Source organism: Acinetobacter sp. ANC 4648 (assembly GCF_002135345.1).
Lineage (GTDB): Bacteria > Pseudomonadota > Gammaproteobacteria > Pseudomonadales > Moraxellaceae > Acinetobacter.
The window spans coordinates 39,157-57,064 of record NZ_NEGI01000008.1; the positions used below are offsets into that span (position 1 = coordinate 39,157).

14 protein-coding genes are annotated in these 17,908 nt (G+C 35.5%); 4 read left to right on the top strand and 10 right to left on the bottom strand.

Annotated elements, in window-relative coordinates; genetic code table 11:
- Positions 1 to 14 precede the first annotated feature (14 nt).
- The gene (locus tag B9T27_RS13085; protein ID WP_086207257.1) at positions 15 to 1,628 is read right to left on the bottom strand and encodes an ATP-binding cassette domain-containing protein; all 1,614 of its coding nucleotides are present in this window, start codon (positions 1,626 to 1,628) and stop codon (positions 15 to 17) included.
- Between the two features lie 665 nt (positions 1,629 to 2,293).
- Between B9T27_RS13085 and B9T27_RS13090 the strand changes: the two genes are divergently transcribed.
- Together B9T27_RS13090 and B9T27_RS13095 are read left to right on the top strand one after the other, a co-directional pair.
- On the top strand, positions 2,294 to 3,349 hold the full coding sequence (locus tag B9T27_RS13090) for a 3-deoxy-7-phosphoheptulonate synthase (protein ID WP_086207258.1): 1,056 nt from the start codon (positions 2,294 to 2,296) through the stop codon (positions 3,347 to 3,349).
- 294 nt (positions 3,350 to 3,643) lie between these two features.
- Positions 3,644 to 4,813, top strand: coding sequence for a PilT/PilU family type 4a pilus ATPase (locus B9T27_RS13095; RefSeq protein ID WP_086207259.1), 1,170 nt, complete (start codon positions 3,644 to 3,646; stop codon positions 4,811 to 4,813).
- A gap of 175 nt (positions 4,814 to 4,988) precedes the next feature.
- Here the strand turns inward: B9T27_RS13095 and gcvH are convergent, their stop codons facing one another.
- The 5 genes from gcvH to B9T27_RS13120 all read right to left on the bottom strand — a co-directional run bounded on the left by gcvH (position 4,989) and on the right by B9T27_RS13120 (position 10,127).
- Entirely contained in the window at positions 4,989 to 5,363 is a 375-nt protein-coding gene (gene gcvH / locus B9T27_RS13100; RefSeq protein ID WP_086207260.1) for a glycine cleavage system protein GcvH, read from the bottom strand.
- Positions 5,364 to 5,433: 70 nt separating this feature from the next.
- Positions 5,434 to 6,462 carry a helix-turn-helix transcriptional regulator gene (locus tag B9T27_RS13105; protein ID WP_086207261.1) on the bottom strand — a complete coding sequence of 343 codons (1,029 nt, stop codon included), beginning with the start codon at positions 6,460 to 6,462 and terminating at the stop codon, positions 5,434 to 5,436.
- Between the two features lie 102 nt (positions 6,463 to 6,564).
- A complete protein-coding gene (locus B9T27_RS13110) occupies positions 6,565 to 7,008 on the bottom strand; it encodes a MaoC family dehydratase (RefSeq protein ID WP_086207262.1) in 444 nt (147 codons plus the stop codon).
- Position 7,009: 1 nt separating this feature from the next.
- A complete protein-coding gene (locus tag B9T27_RS13115) occupies positions 7,010 to 8,863 on the bottom strand; it encodes an ABC transporter ATP-binding protein (RefSeq protein WP_086207263.1) in 1,854 nt (617 codons plus the stop codon).
- A 22-nt stretch (positions 8,864 to 8,885) separates the two neighbouring features.
- Complete coding sequence (locus B9T27_RS13120) at positions 8,886 to 10,127, bottom strand: mechanosensitive ion channel family protein (protein ID WP_171263406.1); 1,242 nt, start codon at positions 10,125 to 10,127, stop codon at positions 8,886 to 8,888.
- A gap of 309 nt (positions 10,128 to 10,436) precedes the next feature.
- Here B9T27_RS13120 and B9T27_RS13125 point away from each other — a divergent pair, with 309 nt between their 5' ends.
- Both B9T27_RS13125 and B9T27_RS13130 read left to right on the top strand, forming a co-directional pair.
- On the top strand, positions 10,437 to 12,563 hold the full coding sequence (locus B9T27_RS13125) for a TonB-dependent siderophore receptor (protein ID WP_086207353.1): 2,127 nt from the start codon (positions 10,437 to 10,439) through the stop codon (positions 12,561 to 12,563).
- Positions 12,564 to 12,671: 108 nt separating this feature from the next.
- Complete coding sequence (locus tag B9T27_RS13130; protein WP_228146218.1) at positions 12,672 to 13,328, top strand: hypothetical protein; 657 nt, start codon at positions 12,672 to 12,674, stop codon at positions 13,326 to 13,328.
- Positions 13,329 to 13,425: 97 nt separating this feature from the next.
- On the opposite strand, the gene B9T27_RS13135 is transcribed toward B9T27_RS13130, so the two are convergent.
- From B9T27_RS13135 to B9T27_RS13150, 4 genes are all read right to left on the bottom strand, one after another.
- Positions 13,426 to 13,962, bottom strand: coding sequence for a DUF2058 domain-containing protein (locus B9T27_RS13135; RefSeq protein WP_086207264.1), 537 nt, complete (start codon positions 13,960 to 13,962; stop codon positions 13,426 to 13,428).
- Between the two features lie 15 nt (positions 13,963 to 13,977).
- On the bottom strand, positions 13,978 to 14,652 hold the full coding sequence (locus B9T27_RS13140; protein ID WP_086207265.1) for a YoaK family protein: 675 nt from the start codon (positions 14,650 to 14,652) through the stop codon (positions 13,978 to 13,980).
- 38 nt (positions 14,653 to 14,690) lie between these two features.
- Positions 14,691 to 15,887 carry a serine/threonine transporter SstT gene (sstT, locus tag B9T27_RS13145; protein WP_086207266.1) on the bottom strand — a complete coding sequence of 399 codons (1,197 nt, stop codon included), beginning with the start codon at positions 15,885 to 15,887 and terminating at the stop codon, positions 14,691 to 14,693.
- 168 nt (positions 15,888 to 16,055) lie between these two features.
- On the bottom strand, positions 16,056 to 17,810 hold the full coding sequence (locus tag B9T27_RS13150) for a SulP family inorganic anion transporter (RefSeq protein WP_086207267.1): 1,755 nt from the start codon (positions 17,808 to 17,810) through the stop codon (positions 16,056 to 16,058).
- Between the last annotated feature and the right edge of the window lie 98 nt (positions 17,811 to 17,908).

Below are 17,908 nucleotides of genomic sequence, written 5' to 3' on the forward strand. Positions count from 1 at the left end.
GTTAAATTAGTTCATTAAAATTGACTACTTTCTAAATGATAAGACTGCTCGGTACCGCAATCTTGTACAAACTGAGCATCATGAGAAATAAGGATAACTGCACCTTGATAATTTTTAATTGCTTCTGCCAGTAATGCACGTGATTCAATATCTAAATGATTCTCTGGTTCATCAAGTAATAATAAAGAAATCTGCTGACTTAGCAGGGAAATGGCCAATAAAGCTACTTTTAAACACTCACCACCACTCAATTGCTTTAACGGTTGTATCGACTTTTCTAGCCGCAATCTCAATTGGCCTAAAGCAGTTCTACATTCTAATTCAGTTAAATGTGGGCTAAGATTCTTCAAATTATCTACTGCATTTAATTCAGTATTTAAAAAACTAAAATTTTGATCTAAATAGAAACTTTGAGCATGTACATAAATCTCACCTGAAACAGGTGTGGATTTAAGCTGAATAGCCTTGAGTAAAGTTGATTTTCCAATCCCATTTCGACCAGTAAGATGTAGTTTGTCTCCATAGTTCATTGAAAAATGAATTGGCGGACAATGTAAATAAGGCCACTTGGTTTGCGTTAATCTCAGTAATTCACCTGATTTTTTCTGATGCTGATAGCTAAGAGAAAGTCGTTGTGGCTTAGTAATCTCCAATAACTTTTGTTTCTCATTTAAACTATTTTTTGCCTGATCCAGCTGTTTATCTAATTGCCTCGTTAAGCTAGAGCGCGATTGTTCCGATTGCTCTTTATTGTAATCTAAAAGAACTTTAGCTTGTGATTGACTCTTCCGAAGTTGCTGACCTGTCTGTTGCCTTTTCTGTGCCTTCATTAAGGTTTGCTGTTGTTGATATTTTAATTGCTTTAACTCACGATTCTCTTGATTTACAGTATGTTGTAAAGCTTCTGTTTGTAGCAATTTTTGATTTGCATAAAGTGTATAATTCCCTGAAAAATGCTGTATTCCATGGTCATTTAAAGCATAAATATGCTGCATTTGATTTAATAATTCACGATCATGGCTAACGATTAAACAACCTGCTGGGTGCTTTTGAATTTGGCGAATAAACCAATCACGACTTTCAATATCCAAATGATTACTAGGTTCATCTAATAATAAATAATGATCTTTCAGTTGAAATAAGCGACATAAGGCCAATTTAGTTTTTTGTCCCTCACTTAGATTTTGGCTAAGAAAGTGTAAATCTATGGGTAAATTTGCATCAACTAATAATTGATTCCACTGTTGTGGAAGATGCCAATAATTTTCCACACGCTCATAATCCTCTAATTCTGCATAACCTTGTTCAATACGATGAAAACTATTTGCTAGTTTTGTAACACCCAAAGCATCAGCAATGGTTAGTCCTGTTAAGCGATTTAACTGAGGTAAATAGGCATGCGAGGTTTGCCAATGAATTTCACCACTTTGATGACATCCCTGATAAAACTCAGCATCATCTACAGAATTTTTTCGTAAAATTTTTAATAATAAGGATTTCCCCTGACCATTTCTTCCAATTAACCCTGAACATTGTCCATAAAAAAGTTGAAAGTGAAGTTGGTGAAAAATACGGGAATGACCAATCTCTAAATCGAGTTTGGAAATTACACATGCTAGTTGAGTCATAATGAACTCCTAAAAAGCAGTGCAAAATAGAATCATGATCAGTTTCAGTAAAGAGTAAAAACGAATAAGGAATCTGAGCTGCATGGTATCTTTTGAATAAGTCTATTTTGCACATCAAAAACAAATAAATGGAATGATGAAAAAAAGGACTTACTTCATTGGCAGATACTCAAGTAATAGAATGCGGAGGTGATCATAATAAATTTTGAGTGATTTTTAGTCAACCCTATTTGTTAAAATTTATTCTTTTTAGTTATATGAGCTATTAAAATAATTTAGATAAAATTGCTTGTCAAAGCCAATAACTACGCGTATTGTAGATTTTAGACGAATTTATTATATATTGAAATAAAGATGTTAAAACAACCTTTGATTAGTAACGGATATTATTTTTGGCAATTCTTTAGATAGTTGCCTAAATGCGTTTGGGCAAAATATAAGTTGCCCATCAAAGTTTATACCTGATCGGCAACACCGCTCAGGTTTTTTTATGCTTTATTTTTAACTTTTTTGGAGATCATGATGTATAACTCAAATTTTTCATATTTTAGCAACTTTTATTGGTTTTACTTTGGTCAGTTCATGATTCAAATCTTACAATCGAATAGATCCCATAAGCTCAAATAAAAGATCGGACTGAATATATCAGTCCAAAGGAAAGACCCATGAATGCTTTAAACCATGCACTGACAGAAAATATTGTAAAAGTAACTGAACTTAGCTTGCCACAACAATTAAAAGCTCAATATCCGCTCAGCCAAATTTTGGCACACCAAATTGCAGAACATAGACAAACCATTCAAAATATTTTATCAGGTCAAGATTCACGCTTATTGGTCGTGACAGGGCCGTGTTCAATTCATGATCCTCAGTCTGCACTTGAATACGCTGGAAAATTACTAAAATTACAACAACAGGTTTCAGATCAAATTTTCTTTGTGATGCGTGCTTATATCGAAAAACCACGGACAACAGTGGGTTGGAAGGGGTTTTTATATGATCCAAATTTAGATGGGTCATCAAATTTACAATTGGGTTTAGAAAAATCACGTGAGTTATATCTAAAAATTATTGAACTTGGTTTACCAATCGCGAGTGAAATTTTAAGTCCAATGGCAACAGCTTATTTTGATGATGTATTGGCTTGGGGAGCAATTGGTGCTCGAACCAGTGAATCACAGATTCATCGTGAAATAGCCAGTCATATGCCATACAGTATTGGGTTTAAAAATGGTACAGACGGGTCTATTCAAATTGCTTTAGATGCCATTCAATCCGCTTCACATCCACATCAGTTTTTAGGTATGAGTCAAACAGGATTACCAAGTATTTTACATAGTCAAGGTAATCGATTAGCACACCTAATTTTACGTGGCTCCAATTCTGGGCCAAATTTTGACTTAAAATCAATCCAAAAAATTCAAGAAAAGCATGATCTACACATGCCTGCAATTGTCGTTGACTGTAGTCATGGCAATAGCTCAAAAAACCCATTACTACAATCCGAGGTTTTAAAACAGATTGTTGCAGAACGTCATTTAACCCAGGTACGTGGGGTAATGCTAGAAAGTTATTTGGTGGATGGTCAACAAAAAATTTCAACTGAAATGACTTATGGAAAATCTGTAACAGATGGTTGTTTAGGTTGGGAAAAGACTCAGCAATTACTACTTAAGGTGGCTGAATCATTACAATTGAGTACCTTAAAACGAAGTGCTTAATTTGCAATTAAAAATGATAGTTTTCCTTTTATAGAATAAAGCTCCAGTTAAGGAGCTTTATTCTTTATTTAGTCGAATTTAATTCAACTGACTAAATATACAGCTTGAATAATTAGACTTAATAGGCACTTTTTTACATTTCTTTTAATTAGTTGAATTTATAAATTTGAGCCTGAATTTAGATTTGTGCATTATATAAATAGATAATAATTATGTGCTAACTAGCTGTTAAAACATACATTTAAGATACAGTGTTTGTATAAAATACATTTAAATTAAAGGGAAATATGCTTTATGTATACTGATGAATTATTAGATGAAGCCCAAAAGTTTATGTTCCATATGCTAACAAAAGTAGTGGAATATGGTGGGTCAGATTTATTTATTTCAGCAGATTTTCCACCCAGTATTAAACATCAAGGCCTAATGAAACCAATTGGGCAACACGCTTTAAGCGCAGAAAAAACCAAGTTGTTTGCGTATAGCTTAATGAATGAAAAGCAACGTGCTGAATTTACATCGGAACTTGAATGTAATTTTGCAATTCAGATTCCTAATGTATCCCGTTTTCGGGTCAATATTTTTCAACAACAATTACAAGTGGGCATGGTTATTCGTACCATTACCGCAGAAATTCCTAATTTTGAAAAATTAAAATTACCTGAATCACTTAAAGACGTGATTATGGAAAAACGTGGTTTAATTTTGGTCGTTGGGGGCACTGGCTCAGGTAAATCTACGTCTTTAGCTGCGATGATTGATTATCGCAATGAACATTCAGCAGGGCATATTATTACGGTTGAAGACCCAGTTGAATATGTACATAAACATAAGAAATCGATGATTACCCATCGTGAGGTGGGAGTAGATTGTCATTCCTGGCATAATGCATTAAAAAATACCTTACGTCAGGCTCCAGATGTTATTTTAATTGGCGAAATCCGTGATACTGAAACCATGGAACATGCAATTGCTTTCGCAGAAACTGGACATTTATGTTTAGGGACTTTACATTCCAATAATGCCAACCAAACTCTAGATCGAATCATTAACTTTTTCCCAGAAGAGCGACGTAATCAGTTACTTATGGATTTATCATCCAATATGAAAGCGATTATTTCACAGCGTTTGATCCGAACAGAAGATGGTAAAGGCCGACGAGCTGCGGTAGAAATTATGCTCAATACACCATTGGTTTCAGATATTATTTTAAAAGGTCATTTCCACGACTTAAAAGAGGTGATGACTAAGTCGCGTGAACTCGGAATGCAGACTTTCGATCAGGCATTGTTTGATTTATATAATGAGGGTTCGATTAGTTATGAAGAAGCATTGCGTAATGCCGATTCTGTGAATGAAATTCGTTTGCAAATTAAATTAAAAAGTAGTCGTCCGCGAGAGGAGCAACGTAGCGCATCATTTGGTATGACTGAAAATAAAGAGGCAGAAACTGCTGAAGATTAACCGTAGCTAGGTTTATAGCTTTAGAACAGTACCTAAAATAGCGTCTTTGGAGATGCTATTTTTATTTACAACCTAGGTATAAAAACTAAAATTAAAAGCAGCACAGCCTTTTACTATTTTGAGAGTCAGCAATAAAAAATCAGCCAGATGGCTGATTTTTGTTAAACAAATAAAATTATAGACCAGCTTCGTATTCAGTATGATTTAAAAGCTGCTCAACATCTGCGATATTGTCTGGTTTAATTTTATAAATCCAGCCTTTACCATAAGGGTCATCATTTACAAAGTCAGGATCATCTTCGAGTGCGGTGTTTACTTCAATAACTTCACCTGAAACGGGAGCATGAATATCAGAAGCCGTTTTAACAGACTCAACCACACCCGCTTGTTGTCCTGCAGTTAAATGAGTACCAACTTCAGGAGCTTCTACATAAACTAAGTCGCCTAAAGCATCTTGTGCATGATCTGAAATACCAGTGATGACATAATCACCTTCAATTTTTGCCCATTCATGTGTCGTTGCATATTTTAAATCAGCAGGATGATTCATTGTGAGTCCTTAAATTGTTTCAATTATTTTTTGCCATTGTTATACAGGTTTTCCGATAAAAACAAAAGCCTTATAAATAGGGGTCTTTACGCCAACTACTTGGGCTACGACCACTCCAACGTTTAAATGCACGGCTAAAATTTGCAACATCTGAGTATCCAAGCTCATCTGCAATTTGCTCAAGCGAGTAATCTGTACGCGACAATAAAGATGTCGCATGCCGATACCGAACTTCATCCACTAAGGTTGAGAATGATGTTCCTTCTGCTGCTAATTGACGTTTTAACGTGCGATCTGACATGTGTAAACGGTCAGCTACATTTTCGATACTTAAATAATGCTGTTCTGAGTGCGTTAAAATATCACGAACTCGCATGGCTAAACGACGACGCTCGCCTAATGCAGAAAGTTCAGATTCACACTGGTTAATAGCAATTTGACTAGAAATGGGATCTGCATTGACCATTTTTAGCCCCAGATATTTTTTATCGAAACTGGATAATAAATGCGGCTGGTCGAAGCGAAAATGATAAGAGGAGGCTTTAGATAGATATTTATCAAAACCTTCAGGCTGTGGAAAATCAAAATCTACATCGGCTTCTAGTTCACTAATTCCAGTGAGTGCTTTTGCCATGGTCATAATACCAAAGGTCAAACTGGTGACAATTTCTGTGCGTAATGGCTCAATAGCAATATCACATTGTAATTGCAAGGTGGCTTTTTCGCCAAAAGTTGAAAAGTAAAGTTGTAAAAAAGGCATCCGTAGTTGAATAAAGCGATTCGCCAATACTAATGCATCAGTAATGTCACTAGCCGTCATAATGGCATAGCCGATAAAGCCATGAATCGAAATACGCATTTGTGTACCAAGATGGTAGCCTAGGGTACTTTCACCTGTCATTTTTAAAGCATGTTTGACCAATTCATTGGCCATTGGTGTCGATATACGAAAATCTGGTTCCGCAAGTTCTTCGCTGGTAAAGTGAAATGGTGCAAATAAGGTTTCTGCACTATAGCCCCAACGTGAAACGACATCTAGTAACAAAAGACCATAAACGCCAGGAATCCCCTGATCTGGACGAGTTGATATTGTTTTCATTTGCGATCCATTGCTCTTACATATTGTTCGTGTTGGCTAAATTCCATATTGTCATGAAGTTACGACATGACATCGATAAATTGTCTGACAGTCAAAATGACTTTATTCAAATTCTCTTTTAAATACCACAATTTTAGTCGTAGAAATAAGTAATACATCTGCATATTGATTCTTTGCTTGAGTCACATACGTCACAATTGCACGATCAATTTTAGTTTTTGATGGCGTAATAGCTACAATTTCCACTTCTACATGTATTTTATCGCCAACACGAGTTGGTTTTGGCCAACGTAGGCTCGATTCAGAACCAATCAAACCTTTAGCAATGGGAAAGCATTCTGTCCAAAGACGCATGGTCACAGCTGAGGTATGCCATCCACTCGCTGCAAGCCCCTGAAAAATAGGATGCTCCTTGGCTTTTTCAACATCTGTATGAAAGACTTGAGGGTCATATTTATGAGCAAACTCTAAAACCTCTTCTAAAGTCATTTCATATTCACGACTTTGGAAATGATCCCCTATATTTAAATCTTCTAAATACAACATATTACTCTTGTTCCTTGTCCTTTATTTGCTGTTGTTCTATTAAAAACCCACCAGTTTGACGCTGCCAAAGTTGTGCATAAATACCATGCTGTGCAATCAATTCCTCATGGGTTCCTTGCTCTGCAATACGGCCCTGATCTAGCACAATTAAACGATCCATTTGTGCAATAGTCGATAAGCGATGAGCAATGGCAATGACTGTTTTACCCGCCATTAAATCATCTAGGCTGGATTGAATAGCAGCTTCGACTTCCGAATCAAGAGCACTAGTTGCTTCATCTAAAATCAGAATTGGGGCATCTTTTAAAAATACCCGAGCAATTGCAATCCGTTGGCGTTGACCGCCAGAGAGTTTGACACCACGTTCACCAACATAAGCCTCATAACCTTTTTTACCGCGTAAGTCCGTTAAACTTGGAATAAATTCTTCAGCTTTGGCTTTACGCACAGCATCATACATTTGTTCATCTGTCGCATCAGGTCGTCCATATTTAATATTTTCTGCCACAGAACGATGCAATAAGGAGGTATCTTGTGTCACTAAAGCAATGTTTTTGCGTAAACTATCTTGGGTGACATCTTCTATATTTTGACCATCGATAGAAATACGACCTTGGTTGATGGGGTAAAAGTGTAGCAACAACTGAATAAGGGTAGATTTTCCTGCACCCGAACGGCCAACAATACCAATTTTTTCACCAGGCTTAATGGTTAAATTAAAATGATCAATCACATTTTTATCATTATAAGCAAAGGTAACATCTTCAAATTTAATTTCACCAGCACTAATATTTAATGGCTTGGCATTTTCTTTATCTTCAATGTGAATCGGTTTACCCAGTGTCATCATGCCATCTTGAATAGTTCCGACATTTTCAAATAGGGCAGAGGTTTGCCACATCATAAATGTTGCCATACTATTCAGTTTAAGAATCATGGCTGTAGTTGCAGCGATAACTCCTATAGCAGCCTGACCTTGTAACCATAGCCAAACGGCAGTACCTAATACACCAAAAAACAGAACAGCAGTAAGAATATTGGTACTTACCTCATAAAGTGTACCCAAACGCATTTGCTTAAATACAGTACGCATAAATGTTTGCATGGATTCTTTTGCATATTGACTTTCACGGCCTGCATGGGCAAAAAGTTTTACTGTTTGAATATTGGTATATGCATCTGTAACACGACCAGTCATTACTGCACGTGCATCTGCTTGTTCTTTAGAAATTTTGCCGAGTTTTGGAATAAAGAAACACGCAGAACTAACAAATAGAATCAACCAAAGGAATAATGGTAACAATAGAATAGGAGAAATTGAGCCAAATACGATACTAATGGTAATAAAATAAATAATAACATACGTGAGCATGTCACCCAAAATGACCCAAAACTCACGAACTGCAAGTGAAGTTTGCATCACTTTTGCAGAAAGTCGCCCTGCAAAATCATTATGGAAAAAATCTAAACCTTGTAATAATAGTAAATTATGGAATCTCCAGCGCAAACGCATTGGAAAACTACTATACAATATTTGATGACGCACCACAGATTGCATACTGGCAAATAAAATATTGCCAAATAAGAAAAAACTGAGCACGATTAAATTTGATTTATGATTCTGTAGAAAATTTTCTGGGTTAGACTGCGTTAGCCAATCAACTAAATGTCCAATTTGAGAAAAGAAGATCGCTTCAAAACTTGCAGTGGCCGCAGTCAGTAAAATAAGTACAAATAAGTAGCGTTTTACTCCATTAGCGGCTTGCCAGACAAAAGGAAAAAACTTTTGCGGTAATGGCTCGTTTAAACCTTTAGATGGATAGGGGTCAACTAATTTTTCGAACCATTGCAGCATAAAATTCTCTTATGGTGTGATGTTATAAGCTATTTCTAGAAAGTGCTCGAAGATCAGCACCAGAAGGCGCTTGGTAAATGCTTAATCCAAATTCAGGAATAATTGCGATTAAATGATCAAATATATCCGATTGAATTTTTTCATAACTATTCCAAACGGTGGTTGTGGTGAAAGCATAGATTTCTAGAGGTAAGCCTTCACTGGTTGGTTGTAATTGCCGTACAATTAACGATAAATTTTGAGAAATATCTGTATGTTGTTTAAGATACAACTCGACATAAGCTCTAAATGTGCCAATATTGGTTAGGCGTCTGCAATTATATACTGATTGATTTCCCAATTGTTGATTAAAGTCAGCCAGTTCAGCTTGCTTATGATCTAAGTATTGGTTTAATAATAAAAAAGCTTTGAGCTTTTCTAGCTCGGCATCACTCATAAAATGAATGCTTGTTTGATCAATAAAAATGGATCGTTTAATACGACGTGCACCTAACTGTTGCATACCGCGCCAGTTTTTAAAGGTGTCTGTCACTAATCGATTGGTTGGAATAGTGGTTAAAGTCTTATCAAAATTTTGCACAGTGATTGTATGTAATGACATATCGATGACATCGCCATCAGCATTTAGTGAAGGCATTTCAATCCAATCACCAATTCGCACCATATCATAAGATGAAATTTGTACAGAAGCGACTAAAGATAAAATCGTATTTTGAAAAACAAGCATCAATACTGCAGCCATAGCACCAAAGCCTGCCATGAGTGTAAAGATATCTTTATTTAAAAAAGTACCTAAAATCATTAAGCCACAAACGATATATAAAATTAGTTTAACCAGCTGTATGTAGCCCTTAATCGGTTTGTTATGTGATTTTGGATTACGTTGATAGATTAAATTAAAGATATTTAAAAATTCACTAATTGCCAGTGCAATGGTTAGAAAAATAAAGGCTTGTGCCATCATTTGAACCAAAACAATAATTTTTTCTGTCAGATATGGAACTGTTTTAATTCCATTTAAAATGACAATAGCTGGCACTATATTAGAAATACGTCGAATAACACTATGTTGAGCAAAGATCTCATTATTGGCAAATTTCAATTTTGAAATAAGTTTGCGGATACCTTTTACAATGATTTTTTTTGCAATTAGATTTGCCATCAATGCAAAGAATAGCAGTATCCCTAAAGCACTTAGCATTTCTAGCCAAGGGTATTGATTTGACCAGTCTTGAATCTCTTGAAGGAAAGCAAATTTATACAAAGAAACAGTCTCTCATCGTTTAAAACGATACATTATGAATGAATATCAATGATATGGGCTTAGTTTAACATTTTGACTACATTAAAAAATGTAGTGCGTAGGTTAGGTTGTTAACTTATTTTAATTAATAACCGCATTTTTTATAAATTTAGACAATAAATTAGGCTTGAGTTGTTAGAATAAATACAATAAAAACGATTCTCATTATCCTTTGTGCGAGGTAGAATGCTTTTGGAAAATATCCGCTTTAATTCTCCATTTTTAAGTATTGAGATATCTGTGCGTAAATTAAACACTTTAAGTCTTAGCATGAAATTATTATTTAGTTCGAGCTTCATTCTTCCGATTATTGCTCATGCAGCAGAACAACCGCAAAGTATTAACCAACTTGAAACCATTCATGTCACTGCACATAATGATGATGTCGCATCACACTATTTGACTCAATCTTCAGGCAGTACATTAAGAGGTAATACAAAAAATCTAGAAATACCTCAAACTGTAAATATTGTTTCAAAACAATATATTCAGGATTATAACCCTGCCAATTTAGATAATGCACTGACACAAGTGAGCGGTATTACTCAAGGAAATACTTTGGGTGGAACACAAGATACCGTTATGAAACGTGGTTTCGGAGATAACCGAGACGGTTCAATTATGGTTAATGGTATGCCAATTGTTCAAGGTCGCGTAATGAATGCAGCCGTTGATCAAGTTGAAGTACTGAAAGGTCCCGCTTCTTTACTTTACGGTATTATGGACCCTGGTGGTGTTGTAAATGTGGTTACTAAAAAGCCTTTAAAAGAACAAAGTACAGAAGTTTCATTGTATGGTTCAAGCTATGAAGCAGGTAAAAATGGTTATGGTGCAAGTTTTGATACTACAGGTGCTATAGAGAATAGTAATTTTGCATATCGATTGATTGTAGACCATTCTGATGCAGACTATTGGCGTAATTTTGGTAATTCAAAACAAACTTTAATTGCACCATCTTTGGCTTGGGATAATGGACAAACTCAAGTTAATTTAAGTTATCAATATCGTGATTTTAATGTGCCATTTGATCGTTCAACAGTTTTTGATTTAAACACTGGTAAAGCCTTACCTATATCAAAATATACACGTTTAGACGAAGCTTTCAACCAAATGCAAGGTGAAGATCATTTAGCACAATTGTCTGTTGACCATAAAATTAATGACAATTGGAGTGCGCACTTAGGGTATAGCTATAACTATGAAAGCTATGATGCTAATCAACTCCGTATAACCAAACTGGATACTATCAAACATACCGTCACCCGTCGTACCGATGCCACCTTAAATGCTGAAAGTGTAGATAGTGCAGCACAAGCTTATTTAAATGGGTCAATGAATCTTTTTGGCTTAAAAAATGATATTCAACTTGGAACTGATATTGAATATCGTAAATATTTTAGACCTGATATGGTGCGCGGTAATACTTCGACATTGGATTATTTAAATCCAATTTTTGGTCAAGTCGAGCCTTCGAAAAATATTGTGGCATCGGATAGTGATCAAATGGATAAACTCCATACCTATGGTTTTTATCTACAGGATGCAATTCATTTAAATGATCAGTGGATTGCTGTACTCGGTGGACGTTATCTTGCATATCAACAACAGGCTGGACGCGGACGTCCATTTAGCTTAAATACCAATACGGATGATCATGCATGGTTACCTCATGCAGGTTTAGTTTATAAGTGGAATGATCAACTATCACTATATGGTAGCTATACCGAATCGCTTAAGCCATCTTCATCGATTGCTCCTATGAGCGGCGAAGTGATTGACTCTAATCTTGCTCCTGAAAAGTCTAAGTCTTATGAACTAGGTGCTAAATATGAGTTAAATAAACGTATACAGGCCAATTTCGCTTTATATAATATTAAAAAGCAAAATGTATTGAATACCATTACGGTGAATGGTGAAACTCAATTACATACAGCAGGTGAGGTTGGCTCAAAAGGTGTAGAGTTTGACCTTACTGGGCGTTTAACCGATCAACTTGATGCAACTTTAACCTATGCTTATACAGATGCAGAAATTAAACAAGATGAAAAGGCGAGCCTTGTAGGCAATCGTTTAGGCAATATTGCAAAAAACACCGCATCTTTATCACTGGCTTATAATTATGGTGACTTCTTAAATGGTCAACTACGAATGGGTCTTGCTGGAAATTATGTCGGTAAACGTGCAGGCGATACTGAGAATAGATTTACCTTACCAGATTATACCATTGCCAATGCTTTTATTAGTTATGACACTAAAATTGCGAAGCAAGATGTTAATTTTAAATTGAATTTGAATAATATGTTCGATACTACATATTACACAGCCAGTGTGAATAATCTAACAGTTTCTCAAGGTGATTCTCGTCAAGCTGTGTTACGCGCAACTGTAAAATTTTAATAATTTTGAAAGATTAAATCGGAGTAATTACGTTACTGTAGTTGCTCCATTAAAAGAGTATCGATGTTGATAAAGCTATTTTTAAAATTAATCACGATGAGCATTTGTATGCTGACTGCAACTTCTATTTTTGCAAAGTCAGCTAATATTATGCTTGTTTCTCAAATTCAAAGTCCATCATCAGTTACTGATTTTTCGATTCAGAAACATCTACAAAATTTGGGCTATGATGTTCAAGTGGTGGATCAAACTCAATCACCTAATCAAATTAAGAATATCGATTTAGTTATTATTTCTTCAACGGTTGCTTCAAAAAATTTGAAACAAGGATGGCGACAGTTAGCAATTCCGTTGCTGACTTGGGAAAATGATTATCTAGATGATTTGGCAATGACAGGAAAACGTTCAAATACAGACTTTGGTGAAGTTGAAAAAGATCGACATTTATGGATGGTGAATGCACCACATCTTTTATCGGCTAATTTAACCGCAGGAACATTAAATGTCTATCAAGCTCAGGCACCAATGAGTTGGGGAAACCCGGGCTTAGGTGCGACGATCATCGCAACCATTTATGGTCAACCAGAAAAACCTGCCATTTGGGCTTATGAAAAGGGAGCTACAATGGATTATGAAACTGTTGCACCTGCAAAAAGAATGATGTTTTTTTTAAATAATGATACTTTTACCAATTTAAATCAGGATGGATTAAAGCTATTTGATACAGCAATCGTATGGCTGTTGTCCCATACTCAAAAGAATTAACTTTTTTCATATTAAAAAAACCAGCAAATTAATGCTGGTTTTTAATTTTCTATGTATTTCATTGTGCTTAAATTACTAGCACCTGCGAATTATAAACTTACCACATTAAATCATCTGGAATAACGTAAGCTGCATACGGATCTACTTCTTCAGTAATTTCGTCATTCTTCTCTGAGTTATTCATAATCAAGAAACCTGGCATTTTGTCATTAATGCGTTCTGCCAGTTCTTTCGGTAAAAATGCATAACGATCATGGTCTTTAGCAATGATTAAACTTCCTGAAACAAGGGCATTATAAATTTGCTGATTAATATAGACTTTTTTAATTTTAGCATCATCAATAAACTGATAAGCTATCTCTCCATCCGTGTCTTTAATCTGATGTTGACTAATCATTTGAATGATAGAAGCTTTCAGTGCCTTTTCCTCAAGTTGGCGCTGTTTTTCCATATTTAAGGATTGGTCTTTCGCAATTTTTTCTTGCTTATCTTGTTCAATTTTGGCTTTGAGTTCTGCTTCAATACTCTGACCTGTGCGTTGCTCATGTTGCACTTGTTTAGACAATTTTTTTGCCTTTTTATTATCGACTAAGCCCGCTTTTAATAACTGAGCTTGTAACGCATTTTTCACCATTTTAACTACCAACCATCACTTTTGAGCACAAGAATTTTGAAAATATATCCACCAATATACCACGCATAAAGTGAAACTAAGTATTGCGGGTAAAAGGAAGGCATTTAATTGTAAATAAGGGTAGACCAGTGTTGCAATAATACCACCTAGAATAAATCCGGTGAGAATGAGTACATGCAACATTATCCGTCGTTTTTCAACAGGCAAGCCTTTTAATAAATGCCCTATGGCGAGACCTAAGTCAGTTAAAACACCTGAGACATGCGTGGTACGAATAATTGCACCTTGATAATGGCTGACCATCGCATTTTGAACTCCCATTGCTGCACTTGCCCAAAGTAAAGCATAGTGAGGATGGTAGGGGATAAAGATCCAACAAAGAAGAATAAATAAAGTGACTAGACTGAGAGGAATACCATAACGACGTCCAAATTCAAAATGACTACTTCCTAAAATATAACCACTATAACTTGAGCCGAGTACAAAACTTAAAATAACTAAAACTAGGAAAATAACTACATCAAAGTGCTGCAATGCAAGAGCTTGCGCTAATAAGCTAGCATTACCAGTCATATGTGAAATGGTTTGATGTAAGGTTGTAATCAAGCCAAGAACATTAACCATGCCCGCATTAATTGCGAGCATGAAAGCACCGAGTTGAATCCAAATGGGTAAATGCTGTAAAGGCATAGCTACATCAAAGCATAAATAATATACGAATCAGTATATTACTTTTTACTTAAATCTACAGCTGCGGTAAATAAAATATCTGTAGATGAGTTTAGCGCTGTTTCGGTTGAATCTTGTAATACACTAATGACCATGCCAATCGCAACAATTTGCATTGAAACTTCAGTTGGAATGCCAAATAAACCACAAGCGATAGGAATTAGTAGCAATGAACCACCAGCAACACCCGATGCTCCACATGCAGTAATGACTGAAACCACCGATAGAATAATCATGGTGACAAAATCAACATGAATATTTAAGGTATTCACAGCAGCTAAAGTGAGTACTGTAATAGTGACTGCTGCACCAGCCATATTAATGGTAGCACCCAGTGGAATAGAGACATTTGCTGTTGATTCAGTTACACCTAAGCGTTTTGCTAAGTCTAAATTTACAGGAATATTAGCCGCTGAACTTCGGGTAAAAAATGCAGTAATGCCGCTTTCTTTTAGACATTTAAACACTAATGGGTAAGGATTGTTTCGCATCACAATCGCAACCAATATAGGATTAATAACCAAAGCAACAAAAACCATAGTGGTGACTAATACTGCAACTAAATGGGCATAATTTGCTAAGGTCTCTAAGCCTGCTTGAGCAAATGTTGTGACCACTAATCCAAAAATACCAACTGGAGCAAAACTAATGACCATTCGAATCATTGAGTTTACAGCTTCGGAAATATCCGTAATAACCCGCTTTGTAGTATCTGAACTATGACGTAAGGAAACACCAAGCCCAACAGCCCAAGCCAAAATACCAATAAAGTTTGCTTCATTAAGGGCACTAACTGGATTGGTAATAAAACTAAGTAATAAATTTTTTAAAACTTCAGCAATACTGCCGGGGGGTTGTAATTGTGATTCGGGACTAATGGATAAAAACAAGGTACTCGGAAAAGCTGTACTGGCGATAACAGCACTGAATGCTGCTAATAACATACCAACCGCATACATCATTAAAATTGGTTTCAAATTACTTGCACCATCACCGACTTTAAAATTAGTAATTGAGGCAAGCACTAAAACAAAAACTAAAATCGGAGCAACTGATTTTAAGGCTTTAATGAATATATCACCCAAAATACTCACATAGGGAGCAACATTTGGGAATAAAATTGCAACTAAACCGCCTAAAATAATGGCAATAAGTATACGGGTAACCAGACTTAACCGGGCAAGGGCTGAGAACATAACTGCGCCTTATCAAGAGCTTTTCGCGCTTAAAATATTGAAAACAAGCCGGCTATTTTATACCGAAATGGTTGCAGCGAAAAATAAAATATTTATAAAAAATATCATATTAAAAAATAAGGAGTTTTTTTTAAATAAATTTGGAAAAATTCAAAAATAACTCAGTATTTATATCGTATATGATGTTTGAGAATAGGAAAGATCTGCTTCCAGTTCCTGAACTGCTTGAAAATGTGAAAGAAAAATCTTACCTCTGAGATGCTGTAATAACTTAGAGTGTTGTAGCTTATCCATCACAGGACCTTTTACTTCTGAAAAGTGTAATTGAATATCTAATTTTAATAATTCTTCATTAATTTCTTCTAAGGTTTCAAGTGCGCTTAAATCTATTGAACTGATACTTGAACAATTAATAATGACATGCTTCAACAAATTATTCTGACTGACTTCAGCAATAATAAATTCTTTTAAGGTATTAGCATTTAAAAAGGTCAGACTTTCATCAATACGTATCGAAACAATTTGTGGGTTAGTTATGACGTTATGACGACTGACATTTCGAAAATGTTGAGTATCTTGTATTAAACCAATCACGGCGATATGTGGGCGACTGATTCGCCACAATAAAAGCATAAATGTTGAAATAATACCAATAATTAATCCTGTAGATATATCAAAGCAGAGTACCCCAAAAAATGTCACCCACATGGCAATACCATCGGCTTTTGAATAGTGCCATGTCTCTATAAAGGGTTTAAAATCAACTAACTTCCAGATAGAAACCATGATCGTTGCAGCTAAAATTGCAAGCGGCAATTCTCGAAATAATCCAGTAAAATATAGACTAACAATAATAATGAAAATTGAAGAGATAACACCAGCCATGGGTGTTTTTGCACCAGCATCTGCATTAACCACTGTACGCGATAAACTGCCTGTGACAGGAAAAGAAGACGAAATACCAGCCCCTAAGTTTGCCAAACCGAGTGCTATAAGCTCTTGGTTACTATTTATTTTTTTTCTTTTTTGAAATGCAGTGGCTTGTGCAATTGAAATAGATTCCACAAAGCTGACCATTGCAATCATCATAGCACCTGGAAAGAGTTTAACAATTAAATCCCATGACCAATATGGCATAGCGATAGGGGGAAATTCTGAGGGGATTTCACCTACAGTTTTAATTCCCAAGTGATCTAAATGGGCAAAATGTACCAATAAAATAGAGGCAAAGACCAAAATTAAGGGCAAAGCTTTTATTAAATTTGAACGTATAGAGCTTGGTAATTGCTTTGAAATAAAAGCTGAATTTAAAAGTTTAGGGACTAAAACAAGAAATAAAATAGAGCCCATGCCAAATATCAAAGTGGCAATATGAATATAGGGGAAGTATTGCCACATACTTAAGATAAAACTAGAGATATTGTCTGCTTTTAAGGGGACATCAAATAATAATTTGACCTGACTAAATGCAATAAGAACAGCTGAGGCAATAATGAAACTCTTAATTACTGGATGACTAATTAAGCGAATTAAAAAGCCAAATTTAAATATTCCAAGTAAAAATGAAATGATTCCGACCATTAATGCGAGTAAACATGCTGCTTGAATATATACAGGTGAACCAACTTCGAACAATGGGTTCAGTGTCGCAAAGGTCATCATCGAAATTAATGCAACTGGACCAATAGACAGTGTAGAACTCCCACCAATGATTGCATAAATAATCATGGGGAGAATACTTGCATATAATCCAGTAACAGGGGGTAAGCCCGCAACGATGGCATAGGCCATACCCTGAGGAACAAGCATGGCGATGACAATAAGTGCCGATAATAAATCGGCTTTAAATGTAGGCGAATTATAGTCTTTTAACCATTGCCAAGCTGGTAGAAAGGTTAGAACTTTTAACTTTGCATTGGCCATACATAAATCTTTATCACATTTATGTATATATTATGCAGAAAAAAAGCTAAAAAAGACAGGGTTCACTTTAGAATAAATTTCAATGATCGTCCGTTAAA